General features: G+C 49.0%; 17 protein-coding genes, 1 pseudogene and 1 riboswitch. Of the genes and pseudogenes, 13 read left to right on the forward strand and 5 right to left on the reverse strand.

The features are described 5' to 3' along the window. The 12 genes and pseudogenes from A3KS_RS23475 to A3KS_RS0110895 form a co-directional block, all read left to right on the forward strand. Positions 1–156, forward strand: a pseudogene (locus A3KS_RS23475) (IS110 family RNA-guided transposase); the annotation flags it as partial. Positions 157–354: 198 nt separating this feature from the next. Continuing rightward, positions 355–2340, forward strand: a complete 1986-nt coding sequence (locus A3KS_RS0110845; RefSeq protein ID WP_026394948.1) for a GAF domain-containing protein — start codon at positions 355–357, stop codon at positions 2338–2340. 40 nt (positions 2341–2380) lie between these two features. Next, the gene (locus tag A3KS_RS0110850; protein ID WP_026394949.1) at positions 2381–2977 is read left to right on the forward strand and encodes a Yip1 family protein; all 597 of its coding nucleotides are present in this window, start codon (positions 2381–2383) and stop codon (positions 2975–2977) included. Positions 2978–3042: 65 nt separating this feature from the next. Further along, complete coding sequence (locus A3KS_RS0110855; protein WP_026394950.1) at positions 3043–3513, forward strand: HAD family hydrolase; 471 nt, start codon at positions 3043–3045, stop codon at positions 3511–3513. Positions 3514–3635: 122 nt separating this feature from the next. Then, on the forward strand, positions 3636–4055 hold the full coding sequence (locus A3KS_RS20895) for an alpha/beta hydrolase family protein (protein ID WP_051355813.1): 420 nt from the start codon (positions 3636–3638) through the stop codon (positions 4053–4055). A 101-nt stretch (positions 4056–4156) separates the two neighbouring features. Next, positions 4157–4711, forward strand: coding sequence for a glycerol-3-phosphate responsive antiterminator (locus tag A3KS_RS0110865; protein ID WP_026394951.1), 555 nt, complete (start codon positions 4157–4159; stop codon positions 4709–4711). Positions 4712–4955: 244 nt separating this feature from the next. Beyond that, positions 4956–6455 (forward strand): FGGY-family carbohydrate kinase, encoded by a 1500-nt coding sequence (locus tag A3KS_RS0110870; RefSeq protein WP_026394952.1) that lies wholly within the window; start codon positions 4956–4958, stop codon positions 6453–6455. A gap of 246 nt (positions 6456–6701) precedes the next feature. Further along, positions 6702–7460, forward strand: a complete 759-nt coding sequence (locus A3KS_RS0110875; protein WP_026394953.1) for an SDR family NAD(P)-dependent oxidoreductase — start codon at positions 6702–6704, stop codon at positions 7458–7460. Between the two features lie 62 nt (positions 7461–7522). After that, positions 7523–8980, forward strand: coding sequence for an NAD(P)/FAD-dependent oxidoreductase (locus A3KS_RS0110880; RefSeq protein WP_026394954.1), 1458 nt, complete (start codon positions 7523–7525; stop codon positions 8978–8980). After that, on the forward strand, positions 8977–10269 hold the full coding sequence (locus tag A3KS_RS0110885; protein ID WP_026394955.1) for an NAD(P)/FAD-dependent oxidoreductase: 1293 nt from the start codon (positions 8977–8979) through the stop codon (positions 10267–10269). The genes A3KS_RS0110880 and A3KS_RS0110885 overlap by 4 nt, the downstream gene beginning before the upstream one ends. Next, positions 10269–10685, forward strand: a complete 417-nt coding sequence (locus A3KS_RS0110890; RefSeq protein ID WP_051355814.1) for a DUF1667 domain-containing protein — start codon at positions 10269–10271, stop codon at positions 10683–10685. The genes A3KS_RS0110885 and A3KS_RS0110890 overlap by 1 nt, the downstream gene beginning before the upstream one ends. Continuing rightward, entirely contained in the window at positions 10675–11535 is an 861-nt protein-coding gene (locus tag A3KS_RS0110895) for a class II fructose-bisphosphate aldolase (protein WP_026394957.1), read from the forward strand. The genes A3KS_RS0110890 and A3KS_RS0110895 overlap by 11 nt, the downstream gene beginning before the upstream one ends. A gap of 222 nt (positions 11536–11757) precedes the next feature. Here the strand turns inward: A3KS_RS0110895 and A3KS_RS0110905 are convergent, their stop codons facing one another. Further along, positions 11758–12966 carry a copper amine oxidase N-terminal domain-containing protein gene (locus tag A3KS_RS0110905; RefSeq protein ID WP_026394958.1) on the reverse strand — a complete coding sequence of 403 codons (1209 nt, stop codon included), beginning with the start codon at positions 12964–12966 and terminating at the stop codon, positions 11758–11760. Positions 12967–13045: 79 nt separating this feature from the next. Then, positions 13046–13129: riboswitch (cyclic di-GMP riboswitch) on the reverse strand. 289 nt (positions 13130–13418) lie between these two features. Between A3KS_RS0110905 and A3KS_RS0110910 the strand changes: the two genes are divergently transcribed. Continuing rightward, the gene (locus tag A3KS_RS0110910) at positions 13419–13925 is read left to right on the forward strand and encodes a ferritin-like domain-containing protein (protein WP_026394959.1); all 507 of its coding nucleotides are present in this window, start codon (positions 13419–13421) and stop codon (positions 13923–13925) included. Between the two features lie 103 nt (positions 13926–14028). Here the strand turns inward: A3KS_RS0110910 and A3KS_RS22605 are convergent, their stop codons facing one another. The 4 genes from A3KS_RS22605 to A3KS_RS0110935 all read right to left on the reverse strand — a co-directional run bounded on the left by A3KS_RS22605 (position 14029) and on the right by A3KS_RS0110935 (position 19136). Next, entirely contained in the window at positions 14029–16053 is a 2025-nt protein-coding gene (locus A3KS_RS22605) for a sensor domain-containing diguanylate cyclase (protein ID WP_051355815.1), read from the reverse strand. Between the two features lie 255 nt (positions 16054–16308). Continuing rightward, positions 16309–16998, reverse strand: coding sequence for a 3'-5' exonuclease (locus tag A3KS_RS20905; protein WP_051355816.1), 690 nt, complete (start codon positions 16996–16998; stop codon positions 16309–16311). A gap of 397 nt (positions 16999–17395) precedes the next feature. Then, on the reverse strand, positions 17396–18454 hold the full coding sequence (locus A3KS_RS0110925) for a DUF3089 domain-containing protein (RefSeq protein WP_026394960.1): 1059 nt from the start codon (positions 18452–18454) through the stop codon (positions 17396–17398). A gap of 271 nt (positions 18455–18725) precedes the next feature. Further along, entirely contained in the window at positions 18726–19136 is a 411-nt protein-coding gene (locus A3KS_RS0110935) for a pyridoxamine 5'-phosphate oxidase family protein (RefSeq protein WP_026394961.1), read from the reverse strand. Positions 19137–19203: the final 67 nt, after the last annotated feature.

The raw sequence follows: 19203 nt of genomic DNA on the forward strand, positions 1-19203 counted from the left end.
ATCAAGACCAAGCCACAGGATGATGCTGTTTATCAGTTTCTCGATAAGAAACGTGCCCAAGGCAAGCCTTACTATGTTTACATGACCGCAGGCGCTAATAAGTTTCTGCGTATCTACTATGGACGAGTAAAAGAATACCTGCTATCTCTTTCATAACACTCACCACAAATATCCTTATCTTCAGACCAACGATAGTTGCTGGTCTTTTTGTCGTGCTTCATTATCTTGAATATAACTTTTTACAAAACTTTCAATTTCCTATTGACTTTTTATTTGCAGGCTTTTATTCTGAAATCGCTTGTGATATGATTTATTTAGTTAAGTTAAGTGTAATCATTAGAAAAGAGGAATACCATGAGCCTGAAAATGAGCAACCTGCTGGACATTGAAAAATACCTGTTGCTGGAACTGGTTTATTTTCATTTGCCGCCGCAATACAAAAATCGAATTACCCGGGAAACCCCGATAAAGCTGGATGAATACATCGATCTGGTGGAACAATGCGGCTATTCAATCTATCCTGGTTTTATCAGCCGTTCTGAGCATGGGTACCAATACAAAAAAAGACGGCAGGCTCATTTTAAACGGATTTACGCATCCAGCGATAATCTGGGTGATGTGGTGATTACCGGCTATGTCAATGATAATTATGGTTCCTATGGCAATACTGCTGATAAGAATAAAACCAGCTTTGTGGGTATCGCCCTGGCAGACCGCGAAAATAACGGGGCGGTGATTTTCAGTGGCTGTGAACAGATGAATCCCACCAGCATTGTGTTGGACTGGGGCGGCTGTCTGATTGCTTCGCTGGGCGTCGTCACCGTTCACCATCACAAGGCCATCGCTTTTTACGACCACTACATGACCGGGATTCTGGGCGAACGGAATATTCTCGGGCATTCCAAGGGCGGCAATCTGGCCACTTACGTTTATATCAATCGCCTTGATGAAAATGCCAATGCCTATTGTGTCAATGCCCAGCCCTACTGCTGGTACACCATGGATGAAACTCAGAAGGAAGCCTTAAAAACAGACCGCTTTGAGTATATTGTCCATGCCAATGATCCCACCCGAAAGGCCAGCTATGTGCCTTATATCAGCCGGACAGCTCCCCTTAACCGCTATGCAACCCGGCGTTTTATTGATATTCACGGCTTTGCCGAGGTGAATTTCGACGAATTCGGAAATCTGGAAGGCGCCCGGGTCATCCGTGAAACCGTCAGCCAGCTGAAATCCCGGTTTTTTAATGACTATGCGGCTGAAAAGCGGCTGACTCACGACGAATGCATGGCCCGCTTCCAGGAAAAACTAAATGAGATTACCTCGTTGCCGCGGCTGTTCAGCACCACCCTGGACGAGATCCTGCTGGTAACGGAAGCCCGGGCAGCCATTATCTGGTTCAAAGATGAAGATGACCGGGGCCCCTTTATATATCCGTTGATTATTAAGAGTCCCGGAGCGGAGGATCTCTATCAGCTGAAATTGCGGCCGGGCCAGGGGATTGCTGCCCAATCTGTCTTTGAGGGATTACCACTATATATTAAGGATTCCCGCCAATATCGGTTGCCAGTTGGCAGTTTGAAACAGGCTATGGGTTTGACCATCACCTCCGAAATTGCAGTGCCCCTGGGAATTGACGAAGCCGAAGTTTTCGGTGCCCTGGAACTGGTTAATAAACGGGGTGGCGTCTTTTCACTGGAAGATTTTGCCCTGGTCAATGACATGACCCTGACGATGCTGGAGCTCTTTAAAAAATCTGGCCAATCGCTGGATAATTACCGGGATTTTTCGCTGCTACAGATCCGAAAAGGTGGTCAGCGGACTTTTGCAGTGGAAAAGAACGGCTTTACAGAAAAAGCCTTTGCATCCCCAGCTGAAAAGAACGCTTTTCTTAAAAAAATATCGGGCCTGTCATTAGAACCCAATGAACGCCTGATTTTTAATCGGATCACCTTTACCAGGGATAAACAGGAACAGTTAAAACGGCTGCGCAAGCAGGAATATGCGATTATTTTTGAAAATCCGCACCTGCGGCATGCCAAAACCCGGGTCAGTACGGTGTTGATTGCGCTGCTGCTTCAGCTCCGGGAGAACCGGGTAAATCTCAATACGGTGGCTAAAATGATGGGACTTCATAACAAACTTAAAACCCGGATCAACGATCTTACCGATGCTGAATACATCCGACTGGAATATGGCATAGCCCGGATCCGGCGACCCAAGCTGGTTATCGTTAACAGCCTGCCCCAGGGAATCGATCTGGCGGTTTATCGGGTTTTATGCAATCGGCTGAAAAAAGACTGTCAAAAGAAAGCTGTCACGGTGATAGTCTTAAATTGATTGGGAAAACGGGATTTAATTCAAGTGAAGGGGAGCAGAAATGAGAAATGCTGTTGATCTAATTATTCATCCAAAACGTTTTTTTGCGAATTCCAGAGAGCGGGAAATTTCGATCATTGCTCCGATTATTATTCTGATTATGATCGGGATTGTTGATGGGATAGTGGTAGCCGGTCTGGTAAATCATACCACCATCTATGACAGGCTCAATCCAGATGCTCCGGTCATATCGGCCACCACGATGCTCTTTTCGATGCTAATGGGCAGCTTTAGCGTTTACGCCCTGATTCTCATCCAGACCGTTGTATTTAATCTGATCATGAAAAAAATGGGCGGCACAGGAACCCGCAAGCAGGCTTTTTATATTCTCGGACTGGCCAGTTTTCCCGCCCTGGTGGAAGGCTTGATATTTTTGATTTTTCCCCAGACCATCGGCCTGTTCCAGTTTGAGAACCTTCATTTTGTCTCCCTGCTGATCTACAATTTTCTCAATATTTTCAATATCTGGGGGATTTATTTGCTGATTGTCGGCTTTGCCAAGGTCTATGATGTTTCCTATAAAAAGGCGTCGGTTTTGTATTTGCAATTTTTAATCAAAATGATCCCACTGTTTATTATTTATCTTATTGCATCATAGGGTCATAAATCGATGTTTACGGCAATCACAAAAAAGAAATAAGAAGCGAAATAGCGAGGTAGACAATGATAAACCTACAAATACCCGGTCACGAGCCCATCACGGTGGCGCATGTGACCTTTGATTATAACGGTACCCTGGCGGTGGATGGTTATCTGGTAGCAGGGCTGAAAGAACGGCTGGTCGCTTTGGCGAAGTTGGTGGAGGTGCATATTCTCACCGCCGATACCTTTGGGCTGGTCCGGGCGCAATGTCAGGGTCTGCCGGTGACGATTGAGATTTTTGCCAAGGATAATATTTCCCAAAAGAAAAAAGCCTTTGTCGAGGCGCTAGGCGGTGCGACTAACATTGCCATCGGCAACGGTAACAATGACCGGGAAATGTTTGCCGAAAGTCGGCTGGCGATTGTGGTGATGGGCACAGAAGGCTGCTGCGTGCCGTCGCTGCTGGCTGCGGATATTGTCGTCAACAGCCCGCTGGATGCTCTGGATTTGCTGCTAAACACCGATCGGCTGGTCGCTACTCTGCGAACCTGAAAATTGACTGGATGAGTGATAAAATCGTTAACTTCAAGCAGAATAGGGTAAAGTGTAGACTAGGACTATTAATAACTGCGAAGCTCGCGGCACTAAATTATATTTCAAATCTGCCCGAAACGATGCAGAAGATCATTGTTGCAGCCGAAAAAAGTCAGGAATTTGGCGCCGACTACGAGATGGCCACTGGCGCTTATTACGGTAAATACCTCTGTCGCCTGGATCCCTGGCCAGATAGTGTAATGGCGTCATTTAGTAAACTGAATATGGATGTTTACTTAACCATGTGGGGCCCCAGCGAGTTCACGGTCAACGGCAAGCTCAAGCACTTTGATCTGATGTCCCGGCTCCCTGAAATTCCGGTGCCGGTACTTTTGACCTGTGGCGACAATGATGAAGCCGGAGTCAAAATGGTCAAGGATTTTCAAATGGCCTTTCCCCATGGCTCGATGGCAGTGATCCCCGGCGCGTCCCATCTCCATCATATTGAACAGCCGCTTATTTATAAAACCATTGTCAGTGAGTTTTTAAAAGATAAGTAGCGCCTTGTAATTATGCAAGTGAAGCAGGGCCATTCACTGCTTAAAAAAATGTTGACGGTTTCATTCTCACTGTGCTATGATCTAGGCAATGAGGAGATAAAATGAGTTGGATTGATTTTTCAGAATTTCAGGTTATTCCTTCCATACGCAGGCTAAATGATCTGGAAATTGCCCTAAACAGCGATGCGCAGGTGATTTTGCTGACCGAAGCCCATATTGCCAATCTGCAGGAACTGGTCAAACTGGTTCACACTAAAGATAAAAAGGCACTGGTCAATCTGGAGCTGCTGGGCGGTTTTGGAAAAGACCATGTCGGGATGAAACTATTAAAAAACTATTACCATGTCGATGGGGTCATGTCAACCGACAGCGGCAAGCTGGGGATGGCAAAACAATGTGGCCTGGTAACCTTTCAGCGATTTTTTCTTCATGATTCGCGCTCTTTTGAGACCGCTCTTAAAATTATTGACTGTTCCCGGGTTGACGGCGCCGAGCTGTTGCCAGCGATTATGGCCCTGGATTGTTATCAAACACTGACGGCGGTGGCAAAAATTCCCTTATTGGCCGGCGGCTTTATCCGCGACCGGGAGATGATGGACAAGATCAAAGACTGCGGCTTTAAAGGCTTGACGGTCAGCGACAAATCGCTGTGGTAGTATGGCGATGAATTTATAATAAAACAAAATAGAATGTGCCGGATGGTAATTGTGTGAGTCCTGCTTAATAAATGTGATGATATGTCGCATTTATTAAGCAGGACTTTTTTTCGTGAGAAATGGGGGTATTCAGGAAGGTAAACGAAGCGTATCATCATCCTATTGTCGAGGGGCGACCTATACGCCCGGAAATGTTGAACAAAAAATCGTTTGAAATTCAAAAAATAAATTGGAGGTTACAAAAATGGGAAAATATTTATTGGGTCTGGACAATGGTGGCACCATGATTAAGGCCGCACTGTATGATTTAAAAGGTAATGAGGTCGCTATTTCCAGTTCCAAAACAGCGATGTATCAGCCGCAACCGGGCTTCACCGAGCGTAACGTCGAAGAAATGTGGCAGGCCAATGTCAAAGCCATCAAAGGAGTGATCGCCAAAGCCGGCATCGACGGCAGCGAGATCATCGGGCTTGCCGCCACCGGACATGGCAACGGCCTCTATCTGGTCCGGGCCGATGGCACTCAGACCACCAACGGGATGATCTCCACCGATGTCCGGGGCCGGGAATACGTCATCAAATGGCAGAACGACGGCACCCACGACAAGATCTTACCGAAAACGATGCAGAGTGTGTTTGCCGGGCAGCCGACCACCCTGTTGCGCTGGTTTATGGATCATCAACCCGCGGTGCTGGAAGAAACCCGCTGGATCTTTATGTGCAAGGACTACATCCGTTTCCGCTTAACCGGGGAAGCCTATGGCGAAATTGCTGATATGTCCGGCTCCAGTTTGATGAATGTTAGGGATGTCAAATACGATCGCGAGCTGCTGGTCGATATGGGGCTGGAAAGCATTTATGATAAACTGCCGCCGCTGCGTTATTCCGGTGAAGTCTGCGGTACCGTCACCAAAGCAGTAGCTGAACTGACCGGTCTGGCCGAAGGCACTCCGGTGGCCGGGGGCTGTATGGATATTCATGCTTCGGCAATGGCGGTGGGGATCACTGACGAAGAAAAGATGTGCGTGGTGGCTGGTACCTGGAGCATCAACGAATATATCAGCAAGCAGCCGGTGGTGGACAAGGATCTGTTTATGACCTCCATTTATCCGATTCCCGGCTATTGGATGATCCTCGAAGGGAGCCCGACCTCGGCCAGCAATCTGGAATGGTTTTTAACCGAAATCCTCCGGGACATTGACCTGAAAGAGCAGGACGTCTATGAGTATTCCAACAACTGTGTCAACTGTGTCGCCGATGAAGATTGCGGCGTGGTCTTCCTGCCGTTTCTCTATGCCAGCAATGTCAACATCAACGCCAAAGCCTGTTTTGTCGGGCTGTCCAGCTATCACAACCGCGATAATATGCTGCGAGCCGTTTATGAAGGGATTGTTTTCAGCCACAAATATCATATTGAAAAGTTATTAAAATATCGGAAGGCCCCCAAAAGCATCCGGATTGCTGGCGGGGTGGCCAAGTCCCGGGTTTGGGTACAGATGTTTGCCGATATTCTGCAGGTGCCCATCGAAGTCACCGAATGCACCGAACTGGGGGCGCTGGGTGCGGCCATCTGTGCCGGGGTCGCCACTGGCGCCTACGAAAGCTTCAAGGCGGCTTCGGACGTGATGGTGGAAATCGCCTTTACCGCGGTGCCCAACCCTGATAAGCGGGCCATGTACGAAAAGAAGTACAACCGCTACCTGAAGGTCATCAATGCCCTGGATGGGATCTGGGACGAGTATTAAGATCAGTTCAGCTGAGCTTTGATGTCGATATGTAACTAAAAGATACAACGACGAAAACAGGTACCGACCAATTGTTAATCTGTTGTTTGCTGCGGGATCGGACAGGTTTATCAACCTGTTCGCCCCGATGCAAACAACATGATGTAACAATTGTCGGTACGGTTCGTTGCTTTGTTTTAAGAATTATTCAAATATTATCAAAGCAAGTTACTGATTTGCACGGCTGAGTGAAGATAGGAGATTAAAATGGATTTGAAACTTAACGGAAAAAACGCGATCATCACCGGGGGTTCTCGGGGGGTGGGCCGGGCGATTGCCCTGGGCTTGGCGGCGGAAGGGGTTAATGTGGTAGTCACAGCCCGAAAATCGTCGAAAGAACTATTGGAAGTGGTGGAAGAAGCCAAATCGATGGGGGTAAAAGCCTATCCTTTGGGGGCGAATATGAATAATGCCGATGATGTCCAGGTGATGATGAAGGAGGCCGAAGCGCTGTTGGGTGATCTGGATATTCTGATCAACAACGCCGGGATCTGGCTGACCGGCTGGATTCAGGATATTCCCTTATCAGATTGGGAAGAGACCATGGATGTGAATCTGACGGCGCCCTTTCTGACCTCCCAGTATTTTGCCAAAGTCAATCTGGCCAAGCAGCGGCCGGGGCGAATCATCAATATTAATTCCCAGGCGGCCTTTAACGGTTCCACCACCGGTCATGCTCACTACGCTGCCAGTAAAGCCGGGATGGTGGCCCTGACCATTTCGATGGCTCGGGAACTGTCATCCCAAGGGATCACCGTTAACGGCATCGCCCTGGGGGTGGTCGACACCGACATGATCCGGGACAACATCGCCGCCAACCCCGGTTATTACGAAAGCCGGATTCCCATCGGTCGGGTGGCTCAGCCAGAAGACATCGCCAACATCGTCGTCTTTATGGCCTCCGAACCGGCGTCTTACCTCACTGGTACCACCATTGACGCCACCGGTGGAATGCTGATGCGTTAACCAGTAGCGAAGCTCGCGGCACTTAATTACCCCATGCACACCATTTACGAGAGGAAAATAAAATGAATCATTACGACATCATCATCATTGGCGGCGGTATTACCGGTACGGCCATTGCCCGTGAATGTTCAAAATATCAATTGACGACGGCCCTGTTGGAGCGGGGCACCGATATCGGGATCGGGGCCACCAAAGGAAACGGGGGGGTGGTTCACCCGGGTTATGATCCCACCCCCGGCAGCTTGAAAGCCAAGATCAATGTCCGGGGCGCCAACCGTTATCCGCAACTGGCCAGGGACCTGAACTTCGGCATTATCAATCCGGGGATCTTCGTGATCGGCTTTAGTGATGCCGATGAAGCGGTGTTAAAACAGAAGTTGGAGTATGGGATCAAAAACGGTGTTCGGGATCTGGCCATCATTGATGCCGGGCAGATGCGCAACCGCGAGCCCCATCTGGCCACCGCCGCCAGACATGCGCTCTATGCTCCCACGGCTACCGTGGTTGATCCCTTCGAGGTGGCCATCGCCTTTGCTGAAAATGCCAAAGCCAACGGCGTCGATATTCTGACCAGTCAGCCGGTCACCGCCATTGAAAAAAGAGCCGACGGTAGTTTTCTGCTGAACACTCCCGAACAGCAATTTTCCTGTTCTTATATTGTCAACGCCGCCGGCAATCATGCCGATGAGGTGGCCAGGCTGGTCGGGATTGCCGAATACCAGATGAAACCGCGCCATGGCGATCTGCTGGTGTTGGATAAGGACATGGTCAATAAGCCCCAAACGGTGATGTTTCCCTGTCCCGGACCGGACACCAAGGGGATTGCCTGCATTCCCACGGTTCATGGCAATACCATCGTCGGATCTACGGCGACGATGATGGATGACAAGGAAGCCGTCAACAATTATGCGCCGGGGATTCAGGCTCTGATCGACGGGGTCCATAAGATTTTACCGGAACTCGACGCCGGTAAGATCATCCGTACCTTTGCCGGGTTGCGGCCGGTGGTGCTGGACAACAACAATGACTTTTACATTGCCGAATCCCAGACGGTCAAAGGCTTTATTCACGCTGCCGGGATTCAGTCCCCGGGGGTCGCCTCGGCCCCGGCGATTGCCGAACAGGTCCGGGATCTGCTGGATAATGCCGGACTGAAAATGGTGCCTAAATCAGATTATAATCCGTACCGGGAGAAGCCGACCGATTTTGATGCGTTATCGATTGCCGAACAGGATGCGCTGATCAAGCACAATCCCGCCTACGGCCGGATTGTCTGCCGCTGTGAAACGGTTACTGAAGGCGAAATCATCGATGCCATCCACGGGGCGATCCCGGCCCGCACCCTGGACGCGATTAAACGTCGCACCCGGGCCGGGATGGGACGCTGTCAGAGCGGCTTCTGCCAGTACAAGGTCATTGCCATTTTGAGCCGGGAGCTGGGGCTGCCGGTTTCTGATATCTATCTGGAAGACCGGGGCTCCCAACTACTCTGCGAAGCGGTCAAGGGAGGTGTGAAATGAAACAGTTAGACTATGACGTGGTCGTCATCGGCGGCGGTCCGGCCGGTATGGCGGCGGCTCTCAAAGCCAAAGAAACGGGCGCCACCGTCGCCATCATCGAACGCAACGACGAACTGGGGGGGATTCTCAATCAGTGCATTCACAGCGGTTTTGGTCTCAGTTATTTCAAGCAGGAGCTCACCGGTCCGGAATACGCCGAGCTGTTTATCAATCAGGTGGCGGCGGCCGGTATTGACGTCTATTTAAAAACCATGGTCATCGATTTGACCCCGGCGCGCCAGGTGAAAGCGATGAACGAAGACGGTATGCTGGTTCTGGCGGCCGGGGCGATTGTGCTGGCGATGGGCTGTCGTGAACGGACCCGGGGGGCCATTAAGATTCCCGGCTCAAGGCCAGCCGGAGTGCTCACCGCCGGGCTGGCCCAGCGCTATGTCAACATCGAAAACCGTAAACCAGGCGAACGAATTGTCATTCTCGGTTCCGGCGATATTGGCCTGATCATGGCCCGACGGCTGACCCTTGAAGGGATGCAGGTTTTGGGCGTTTACGAGTTGATGCCCTATGCCAACGGGCTATACCGGAACATCAAAAATTGCCTGGACGATTTTGATATCCCGCTGCATCTGTCAACCACGGTAACAAATATTATCGGCTATCCGCATCTGGAAGCAGTCGAGGTGGCTAAGGTTGATGAAAACTTGGCCGTGATTGACGAAACCCGGGAAGTGATCGACTGTGATACCCTGTTGTTGTCGATTGGTCTGATTCCCGAGAATGAGCTGTCCCAAAAATCCGGAGTCAGCCTGAATTCCCGGACCAACGGCCCGCTGGTCGATGAAGAGCTGGCCACCGACCAACCGGGAATTTTTGCCTGCGGAAACGTTCTCCATGTCCATGATCTGGTCGATAACGTAACGCTGGAAGCCGAACAGGCGGGAACTGCTGCCGCTGTCTATGCCCTGCAGCAAAAGGCGGCGGCGGTCAGTGAAACCGGACCGGTCGTAAATAAAGCAACCGTCGCGATCGGTCCCGGAGAAAATGTCGGCTATACTGTACCGACAAAACTGACCATTCCGTCACAAAAGCCAATCCGGATTTTATTCCGGGTGCGAAGACCCTTAGATCAGGCCGAAGTCGTGGTTCAAGCCGGCACAACCATCCTATATCAGGGCAAACCCCAGGCCTTTAAGCCCAGTGTAATGGAAGCGGTGATGCTGAACCCAGCTGGTATAAACGGTCTTAATGGTTCAGAGCAATCCATAACCGTATCCGTCCGGGAGGTGAAATAATGAGTCAAAAAGAAATAATAATTAACGAGCCAGATAAAACCGAAATAAATGTCTGCTGCACCACCTGTCCCAGGGAATGCATCATGACGGTTCATCTAAAAAAGGGGATTCTGGACAGTGTGGAGGGAGAAGGCTGCAAAAGAGGTAAAAAATTTGCGCAAAAAGAGATTACCACACCAGAAAGAACATTAACCAGTACGGTTATGGTAGAATGTAGAGACAAGGCTTATTTGCTGCCAGTCAAAACGGCCGCCCCGATTCCTAAAAAAGATATGGCTCTAGCCATGAATGTCATCCGCAAAACCAGGCTCATCGGGCCCTGCCTGATGGGGGATGTGGTGATCCCAAACATCTGCGGTACCGAGGTGGATGTGGTGGCCTGCCGGAGTATCAAGGAGGAAAATCATGCGTGTTAATCTGACAACGATTTTAAAGCGGGCTCAGGCTGATGGAAAAGGGGTGGGGGCCTTTAACACCCCCAATCTGGAAAGCGTCCAGGCGGTGATCGCAGCGGCCGAAGCTCTGAACCAGCCAGTGATCATCATGCATGCGCAGATCCATGAAAGTCTTGTTCCGCTGGAAGTCATCGGCCCGGTGATGATTCGGCTGGCCGATCAGGCCCGGGTCGCGGTCTGCGCCCATCTTGATCATGGCGAAGACCTGGGCTATCTGCTTCACGCCATGAAAATGGGTTTCACCTCGGTGATGTATGACGGTTCCCGTCTGCCCTACGCGGAAAATCTGACCAACACCCGGGAAATTGTCCGGGTGGCTCATTATCTGGGTGTCTCGGTGGAAGCCGAGCTGGGCCGGGTGCTGCGGCCGGAAGGCGGCGGTGTCCCCGATCCCGAGGAAAAAGATCTGACCCCGGCAGCATGCTACACCGATCCCGAAACGGCCAAAGCTTTCGTGGCGGCGACCGGGGTGGATGCCCTGGCGATTGCCTTTGGCACCGCTCATGGCGTTTACGAGGCTGAACCCTGTCTCGATTTTGAGCGGATCGCCGCGATTCATCAGCGGGTCGCAGTCCCGCTGGTGATGCACGGCGGTTCCGGGGTCAGTGCTGCTGACTTCCGCAAAGCAATCGGGGCCGGGATTACGAAAATCAATTATTTTACCTATATGTCGCTGGCTGGGGGGCTGGCCGTCAAAGCCTATTATGATCAGAACCCCGGCCGGGATCTGCGCTTCGATGAAATCGCCGAGATCGGCCGGGTGGCGATGCAAGCTGATGTGGAACAGGCCATCAAGGTCTTCCGGGGCTAAGAAATATCTGCTTTTTATTTTGGTAAACAAAGTAAATGGAAATAATTGATCGGTACGGTAGTTTATCGACAACCTCAACCATCGGCAATGCCGATGGTTTTAATTTTGCCAAAAATAAAAGACCAACCTGAAATGAGTTCTCAGGTTGGTCAAAGAAGAAAAGCTATATCATCAAAATTGCTTTTGCCAGATATCTTGATTCAGATTATATGATTAAATCAATTAAATAACCGGTTCGAGTTCCGGTACGACGGGGTCGGGAGTCAGTTCAATAACCGGGGTTTCAGTAACAGGATCGGTCGTGCCACCATCAACTGGCGTTTCGGTGACAGGATCGGTGGTGCCATCGTCAACTGGCGTTTCGGTGACCGGATCAGTGGTGCCGTCATCAACTGGCGTTTCAATGACAGGATCAGTGGTGCCATCATCAACCGGCGTTTCGGTGGCCGGGTCGGTGGTTTCGTCAACCGGAACATCGACATCGATGATTTCATTGTCGCTGTCATAGGATACATCCAGATTCAGAATTTCAGCCAGCAGATCCAGAGGAATGAAGGTGCGGCCGCAGGTTACCTGGACCCGATCGGTGATGTCCACTGAGGTGCCATCGATAGTGGCGGTGACGCCAGCAGCGGTGATTTCGATCACGGCAGTGTCTTTGGTGATGGTCAGCGTTTTGGTTTCTTCATTAAAGACCACTTCGGCTTCCAGTTTTTCGGTGATAGCCTTAACTGGAACCATAATGTCGCCGCCTTTGATGTAAACCGGTGCATCAAATTTAATCAGCTGATTGTTAATGGTAACACTACCGGCATCCAGGGCTTTGGCGTCTTCGATCATCTTTTCAATCAGGGCCGAAACACTTTCAAACTGAGCCAGTTCGTCATCGGTATACATGGTTTTTACCACCATATAGCGTTGGTTGATGATCTGTTTGATTTGTGACTGGAGTCCGGCCAGCTCGGTTTTGAGACTGTCCAGCTCGGCTTGCAGCGCTGCTGCACCGGCAGTGTCGCCAGCCGCCAGGAGGGCTGCCATTTCGGCTTCCAGGGTGACTTTTTCTTCAGCTAGAACGCTCTTCTGTTGGGTCAGTTCTTTTTTCTGTTCGTTCAGTTCCTGCTTGAAGACCTGTTGCGGTTTGGCCGGTTTTTTCCCGGGTTTGCTTACTTCTGGGGTGGGCACTGCTTCGGTGGTCCCATCTTCAATGGGCTCGGTAACCGGTGCCGTAACGGTCGGCTCAGTGCTGTCGGGAATGCCGGTTTCAACCGGGACGACCACCGGTTCAGGAACCGGAGCAGGGGCGACAATGATATCCTTTTTAGGGGAGGCGTTACCATTGCTTTTGTCTGAATTCTTTGGCGCAGCCAAAGCAGTTGCTGGTGCGGAAAGCGCCAGCGCCAGGACCAAAACGAGAATTAATCTTTTTTTCATAAAAAGACTCCTTTCTTGCTGATCTCCATAAAAAAACTGTATGCCTAAAAAGGCATACAGTATCATCAACTGCGCCCTCTTCGGCAACCCGGCTGTCGTAGCAATATGCCTTAGACCCGTGGCTTTGCGTCCCTGACTTTCATCAGGTTTGCTATTATCGGAGATGTTATTGTTTACATTGTAAATCAGATGGCGACTGATTGCAAGGGAAAATTCAAGTTTTTGAATATTGGTCAATGATGGATCGGTTTTTTCCAAAACAGTTGATATGCAGTTAATTCAGGTCAGCGATACTTAAAGAAAACTGAAAACAAGGGGCCCTACTTTAACATCAGGTGTTTGACACCGGTTTGACACAGTTCTGGATTATGATGAGATCAGAAATAAAAAAGACGTAACGAAGCGAGCAACCGTTTCGCAGACGCCTGAAAAATCATAAGGAGATGTGTAAAATGAAACGTTTATCAAAATTACTGACCGTGCTGCTGTTGGCTTTCACCCTGGTGGGTTCCATGGGTGCTGTGATGGCTGAAGAGCCAGGCTATGGTTCCGCCGGAGCGCTGGCTGATGATAACCTGACCCTGGCGGAAATGCTGACCTATGCGATTCAGGATGAATATGCTGCTGAAGCCGAATATACTAAAATCATTGAAACTTACGGTTTAGTACGACCTTACACCAATATTGTCAAGGCTGAAACCAAACACATTGCCGCCCTGGTTCCTTTATTTGAAGCCAACGGCTTTGCGGTTCCAGTCAATGACGCCACCAGCCGGGTTGTGTTGCCGGGAACCCTGAAAGAAAGTTATGTCATCGGCGTTCAGGCTGAGATCATGAACATTGATATGTACAATCGTTTTCTTGACCAGGAATTACCTGACTCTGTTCGGATCGTCTTTGAATCCCTGAAAAAAGCATCCGAAAGCCATTTGCTGGCCTTTCAGCGAAAAGTAAAATAGTCAGCCCGTATCTTTCGACTGACTGAGAAAACTAAATAAGAACTGAATCAAAAAGAACGAAAGGTTGCTGACCTTTCGCTCTTTTTTGGTTCTTGGGCATCGCTTACTTTTCCTTGCGCAGAATCGTGTTGCGGCCGGATTTTTTAGCCTGGTAAAGGAGGCGGTCGGCGGTTTCAATCAGTTCACTGATGCTGCTGTGATCCCATTGGGCGATGCCACCACTGATGGTCAGGTCAATAGTGGCGTGATAGAAGCGGGTATCTTTAATTTTGGTCCGGATCCGCTCGGCAATCCGGTAACCCTCGTCGAGGGTGGTGTCCGGCATCACAATCAGAAATTCTTCGCCGCCATAACGTCCCAGAAAATCAGTCTTGCGTAGATTATCCATCATGATCCGCACGGTTTCTATCAGTACCTCATCCCCAGCCTGATGGCCGAAGCGATCGTTGACAGATTTGAAATGATCCAGATCAATCATAATCACGGTGAAGGTGGCATAAAGTAAGGGGGTATTGACGTGGATGTCCTCGAGAATGCTGAAGATACAGCCCCGATTGCAGGCTCCAGTGAGGGCATCGGTATTGGATTGTTCCAACAAAATCGACTCCTGCCTTTTCAAGTTGAGATTGGACTCCTCCAGTTTTTTAAGAATCTGTTTGGTTTTGCTGATGTCCTTGGCATTTAAGATATAGCCACTGACATCTTCATTCTCGCCCCAAAATGCTGAGATTGAGGCAATTACACTGGTTTTCTGGCCATCGGCCTTGATCATGGTTCCTTCCAGGTGTTCCAGATGGAGGTTATCCGTCAGTTGGGCCTGGATCTCGTTTTGATAGAAACTGCGGTCAAAGAGGATTGCAACCGGCTGTCCAATGATATCGTCGCAGGGTTTTCCCAAAAAAAGCCGGGTATATTTGTTGATCCGGCTGATCTTCAGATCCTGGTCCATTATGATCAGGATATCGCCCACCGAATCGATGACGTTCTCCAGATACTTTTTAGTCACCAGGGTAGACTTCAGCGTTTGGGACAGATCGTTGAAGGATTGCGCCAACTGGCCCATCTCGTTAGTGCCAGTGACGGGCATCTCAAAATCGAGTTTTTCACCGGTAACGGTTTTGATTCGGTTGGTCAGTCGGATCAGCGGTTCGGTCAGGGTTCGGGTTACCAGAAAATAAATCAGCAACAGGCTGAATACGGTGTAGACCATAAAGACCAGCATTGTGGAGATCCGGGTGCCGTTGATCTGGCGGATGATTGCGTCGTAATTGTAGGTGATCGCAATGACCTTCTGAGAGTCGTTCATACCGCCGGGAAAGGTGTTGACGTAAATATATTCCTGATTGATGAGCCCATCGTTACCAAAGATCGCGTGGTCGACACCCCTGCTGATGACCATGTCGATGATGTCGATGGTATCTCCATCGGTTTCCGTCGCGTCGCGGCCGAGGATGACGTGGTGTCTGTCATAAACTTTAATCCCGGCAATAAAGGGATTGTTTTGCCGGGCGGCTGTTTCCAAATCGGCGTAGTTGAGTTGGGTGACGTACTGGGACAAAGCCCCCGGAGAGATACCCACTTCCAATACATAGCGATGGTCCACCGTGGGGATATAGCCCCATTTGCGGAGCTCCCCGGTTTTCAGGTCAGTGGTGACATGGGAGATTTCCGGATCATGGCCCAGCCGCAGCTCGGTAAGGGTCTGGTAAAAATCCGGCACGGTTTTAAAATCAATACCCAGAGCCGTGGCGAAGGTAGTACCGATGATGACCCCGTTTTCATCAATGATATAAAGATCCAGATGACCCTGGAATGATTGCTTGATGGCTGCCAGATCAATGGCTGAGACATCACCGCCACTGGCTTCGTATGCGGCATTAAATTGCTGCAGGCTCTCGGCCATCATGTCATCATAGTAAGTGGATACCAGCTCATAGCTTTTTTCGGTATTGATGATGGTATCGATGATGTTGATCCGGGACTGGTTGACGGCCAGCTGGCTATTGGTCAAGATGCCATTTCGGATGCTATTGTAATTGATCACCGCAAAAAGAAAATAAATAGGCATGATGATACAAACAAGTAAAATCATCACCGAGTATTTGATGGAAAGATTGCTGAATTTCATGGTAACCTTCCTTTCCGGTTGTGTGCAGATTTTAAAAGAGCCGGTTGAGCAGATAGCATGACAGGCTTTTCCAACGATTATAAAAGAATTATAACATAGATACCCATTTTAGGAGTGATTATGAAAGTAAATGACAAAATAGTGCTGGAAGATAAATGGGATCAGAAGAATTACCAATAGCAGCATAAAAAAACCGGCGGCGCCTAGGCAGCCGCGGCTTTTACAGAGGGGAAACTGAAAATAGCGGAGTTGCAATTATAAGGAAATTCGATTAAATTTCTCGATGGGAGCTGACAAATTTTGACATTTCTTTTTATAGGGCGAATGCTTGAGATTAAATTCCGTGGCCAGAATCAAGGTATCCAGTTCTTCTACGCAGGCAATTGATCCGTCATGATACTTCAGTGACTGGTACAGATTATTGCCGACCAGACAGTCAGATAGAGCCCGATGAGCGTTGGTATTCTGAATGGCACATTTTTCACACAGGGAGGTCAGTTGATGATTGAGTACTGATCGCTGCCGTTCTCTGAACAGCTCACGGATATCAATAAAATCATTGGTCAGATCATGGCCGATATTGCTTTTACAGTGATCATACAAAAAATTCACATCCGAATTAACCTTGTGGCCGATTAAAATATTGTCGCCGATAAAAGAAACGAAAGCATCCAACACCTCACTTATCGGACTGGCATCAGCGAGCATGTGATTGGTGATACCGGTCAGATTGGTAATATAAGAACTGATCGGGTTTTTGGGTTTGATCAGCATCTGAAAGACAGAGGCGATTTTATTGTTACGGACCTTGACGGCACCGATCTCAATGATTTCGCAGTTTCGGGGACTGAATCCGGTAGTTTCGATATCGATAATGACGTAATTATCCGGGAATTCAATTAGGCTATTGCCCTTTTTTTCTCTAAGTGTTCCATATTTATTCATTGACTTCTCCTAACAAGTTACTCTCTTTTTGCAGATGGTTATTGTTAATTGACACTGCGTTATATTTATAACCAATTCCCTGGCGATTATTCATACCAACTCAGGAAAATGATAAAAATTAAAAAAACTCAATTCTGTCAGTACAGAATTGAGTAAGGTTATCGATAAACTACCGTACCGACCAATTGTTAATCTGTTGTTCGCCGCGCCATGCGAAATCCGCATTGCTCCTTTCGCATTGGTCGCGGGCAACGAGCCAACTACAAGCAAGCTTGCGATTGGCTCGTTGCCTTCGCGAAGAATCGGACAGGCGATGCCATGTCCGCTCCGATGCGTACAACATGATGTAACAATTGTCGGTACTGCTGTAACTTTTTAAGATTTACGTAACAATGACTTACTTATGCTCTTTCAGGTAGTTAGCCACCCGTTCCTCAGCGTTGGCACGAAGATTAAAATAGTAGAACGGAAAATCATAAGAATGGAAGACGCCCCGGCCAAAGGTGCCGCCGCCCGGCGCATATTGATCGACATTGACAGTGCTGCAGATCAGGACATTTTTGGTATTGTCCACCTGGGCATCAGCAAAGTTCATCACCTTTAATGGGGTGCCATCGGCATTTTTAACCACCGAGCCATCTGAATTCAATTGCAGCGAACCGAGATTGTCGGAGGCTGGTGCGACGGTTTCCTCAGTCGTCCAGCTGATCGGGTTGATAACCCGGGCAGTAGGCAGTACTACGCCATCCGATCCTTCAATGGTGGGGGCCTGGGTGTTGTAGGAAATAATCACGCCAGTGTCGCCGGAACCGCTGGCAAATTTGAGGTCAGGGTTAGCGGCCAGGTAGTCGTCGGTGATCGAATAGCCAAGGACATAGGCGGCGACCATCCGTTTATAAACATCGGGGTGCTCTTTCATATAATCCTGGAGGATATAGATCATCACGTTGGAACCCTGGGAGTGGCTGGCCAGAATAAAGGGCCGACCATTGTTGTAATGCTCGATATAGTATTCAAAGGCGGCGGTAGCATCGGTCAGCGGCACACCCTTAACGATGTCCTGTTGTTCTTCAAAATCCATCGCCAGGGTTGAGCCGGCGTCGTCCTGACGGTAGTAGGGGGCAAATATATTGGCCGAGGTTTCAAAGGCGGTGGCCTGTCGGTCAAAAGCCAGTTTGGACTGCTGAAGCATGACCGGATTGTCAATTTCGCAGATGAGCGGATCATCTGCATTGACCTTGGCCCAGGCCGAGGGGTACAGGTAGAACACATCCACCTCTTTCGTTATTTCAGTGGGAACATTGAGCCAGTGGGCACTTTGACTGTAATCCGTGGGAACGATGGCATCCGAAGTTTCAGTCTGGGCGCCGTCTTTTTTGGCGGTGGTACATCCGGCCGTCGCCAGGCCACAGATGGTCACGATCAGGGCAATTGATAGAATGAATTTTCTTTTCATGTTGAGCTCCTTTGTTTTTATTTTGATTAAATGTAATGCACGTCATCGATTTCAGTATAGTGGAAAAGGTGTAAAAAGTATAGAGGCATAATCGTAAAAAGAAGGAAAAATACTTCTGATTATGAAAAAATCTGGCATTTATGTAAACAATATTATGGCATTGCGATTCCGAACCAGCCAGTCATCAATTGGGGGCTGCAATAATGCAGAAAAAAGCCGGGTTTATCGCCCGACTTTAAATAATAATGTTCAATTATTTTTTTTGACTTTGTTATAAGGGGACATCCACTTTCGGAGCGAAATTCGTATCCATGGTCCAGGTCACACCAACCCCATCGGTCATTCTAAAGACCGCGAAGGTCTGATAAAAATCTGACAGTTCGCCGCTTTCCTTCCAGGGTTTTAGAAAAGCCCGGCTAGGGTGGCTGGCGATTTCGTCTTTAAGAGCATTGTCATTGACAATTTCCAGTTGGCCCCGGACCCGCAACTGGCATCCGTTTTTAAAATCATTAAAACAGCATTCCACCTTGGGGTTATTCTGTATTTGAGCATAGACTTCTTTCATGGTGCCGGAATGAAAGACCAGCCCATTTTCATCAGCCTGATAAAGCAGCATCCCCCGGACCCGGGGCTGATCACCATCAATCTTGGCGAGTTCATTTTTAGAAATGGATTTTTTCATTGTGGTCACCTTTTCTTAATAATCATTGTGCTTACCTTAAAAGCGTCGAAAATTGAACGATTGTGAT

Source organism: Acetobacterium malicum subsp. dehalogenans DSM 11527, from assembly GCF_000472665.1.
GTDB classification, from domain to species: Bacteria; Bacillota; Clostridia; order Eubacteriales; family Eubacteriaceae; genus Acetobacterium; species Acetobacterium malicum.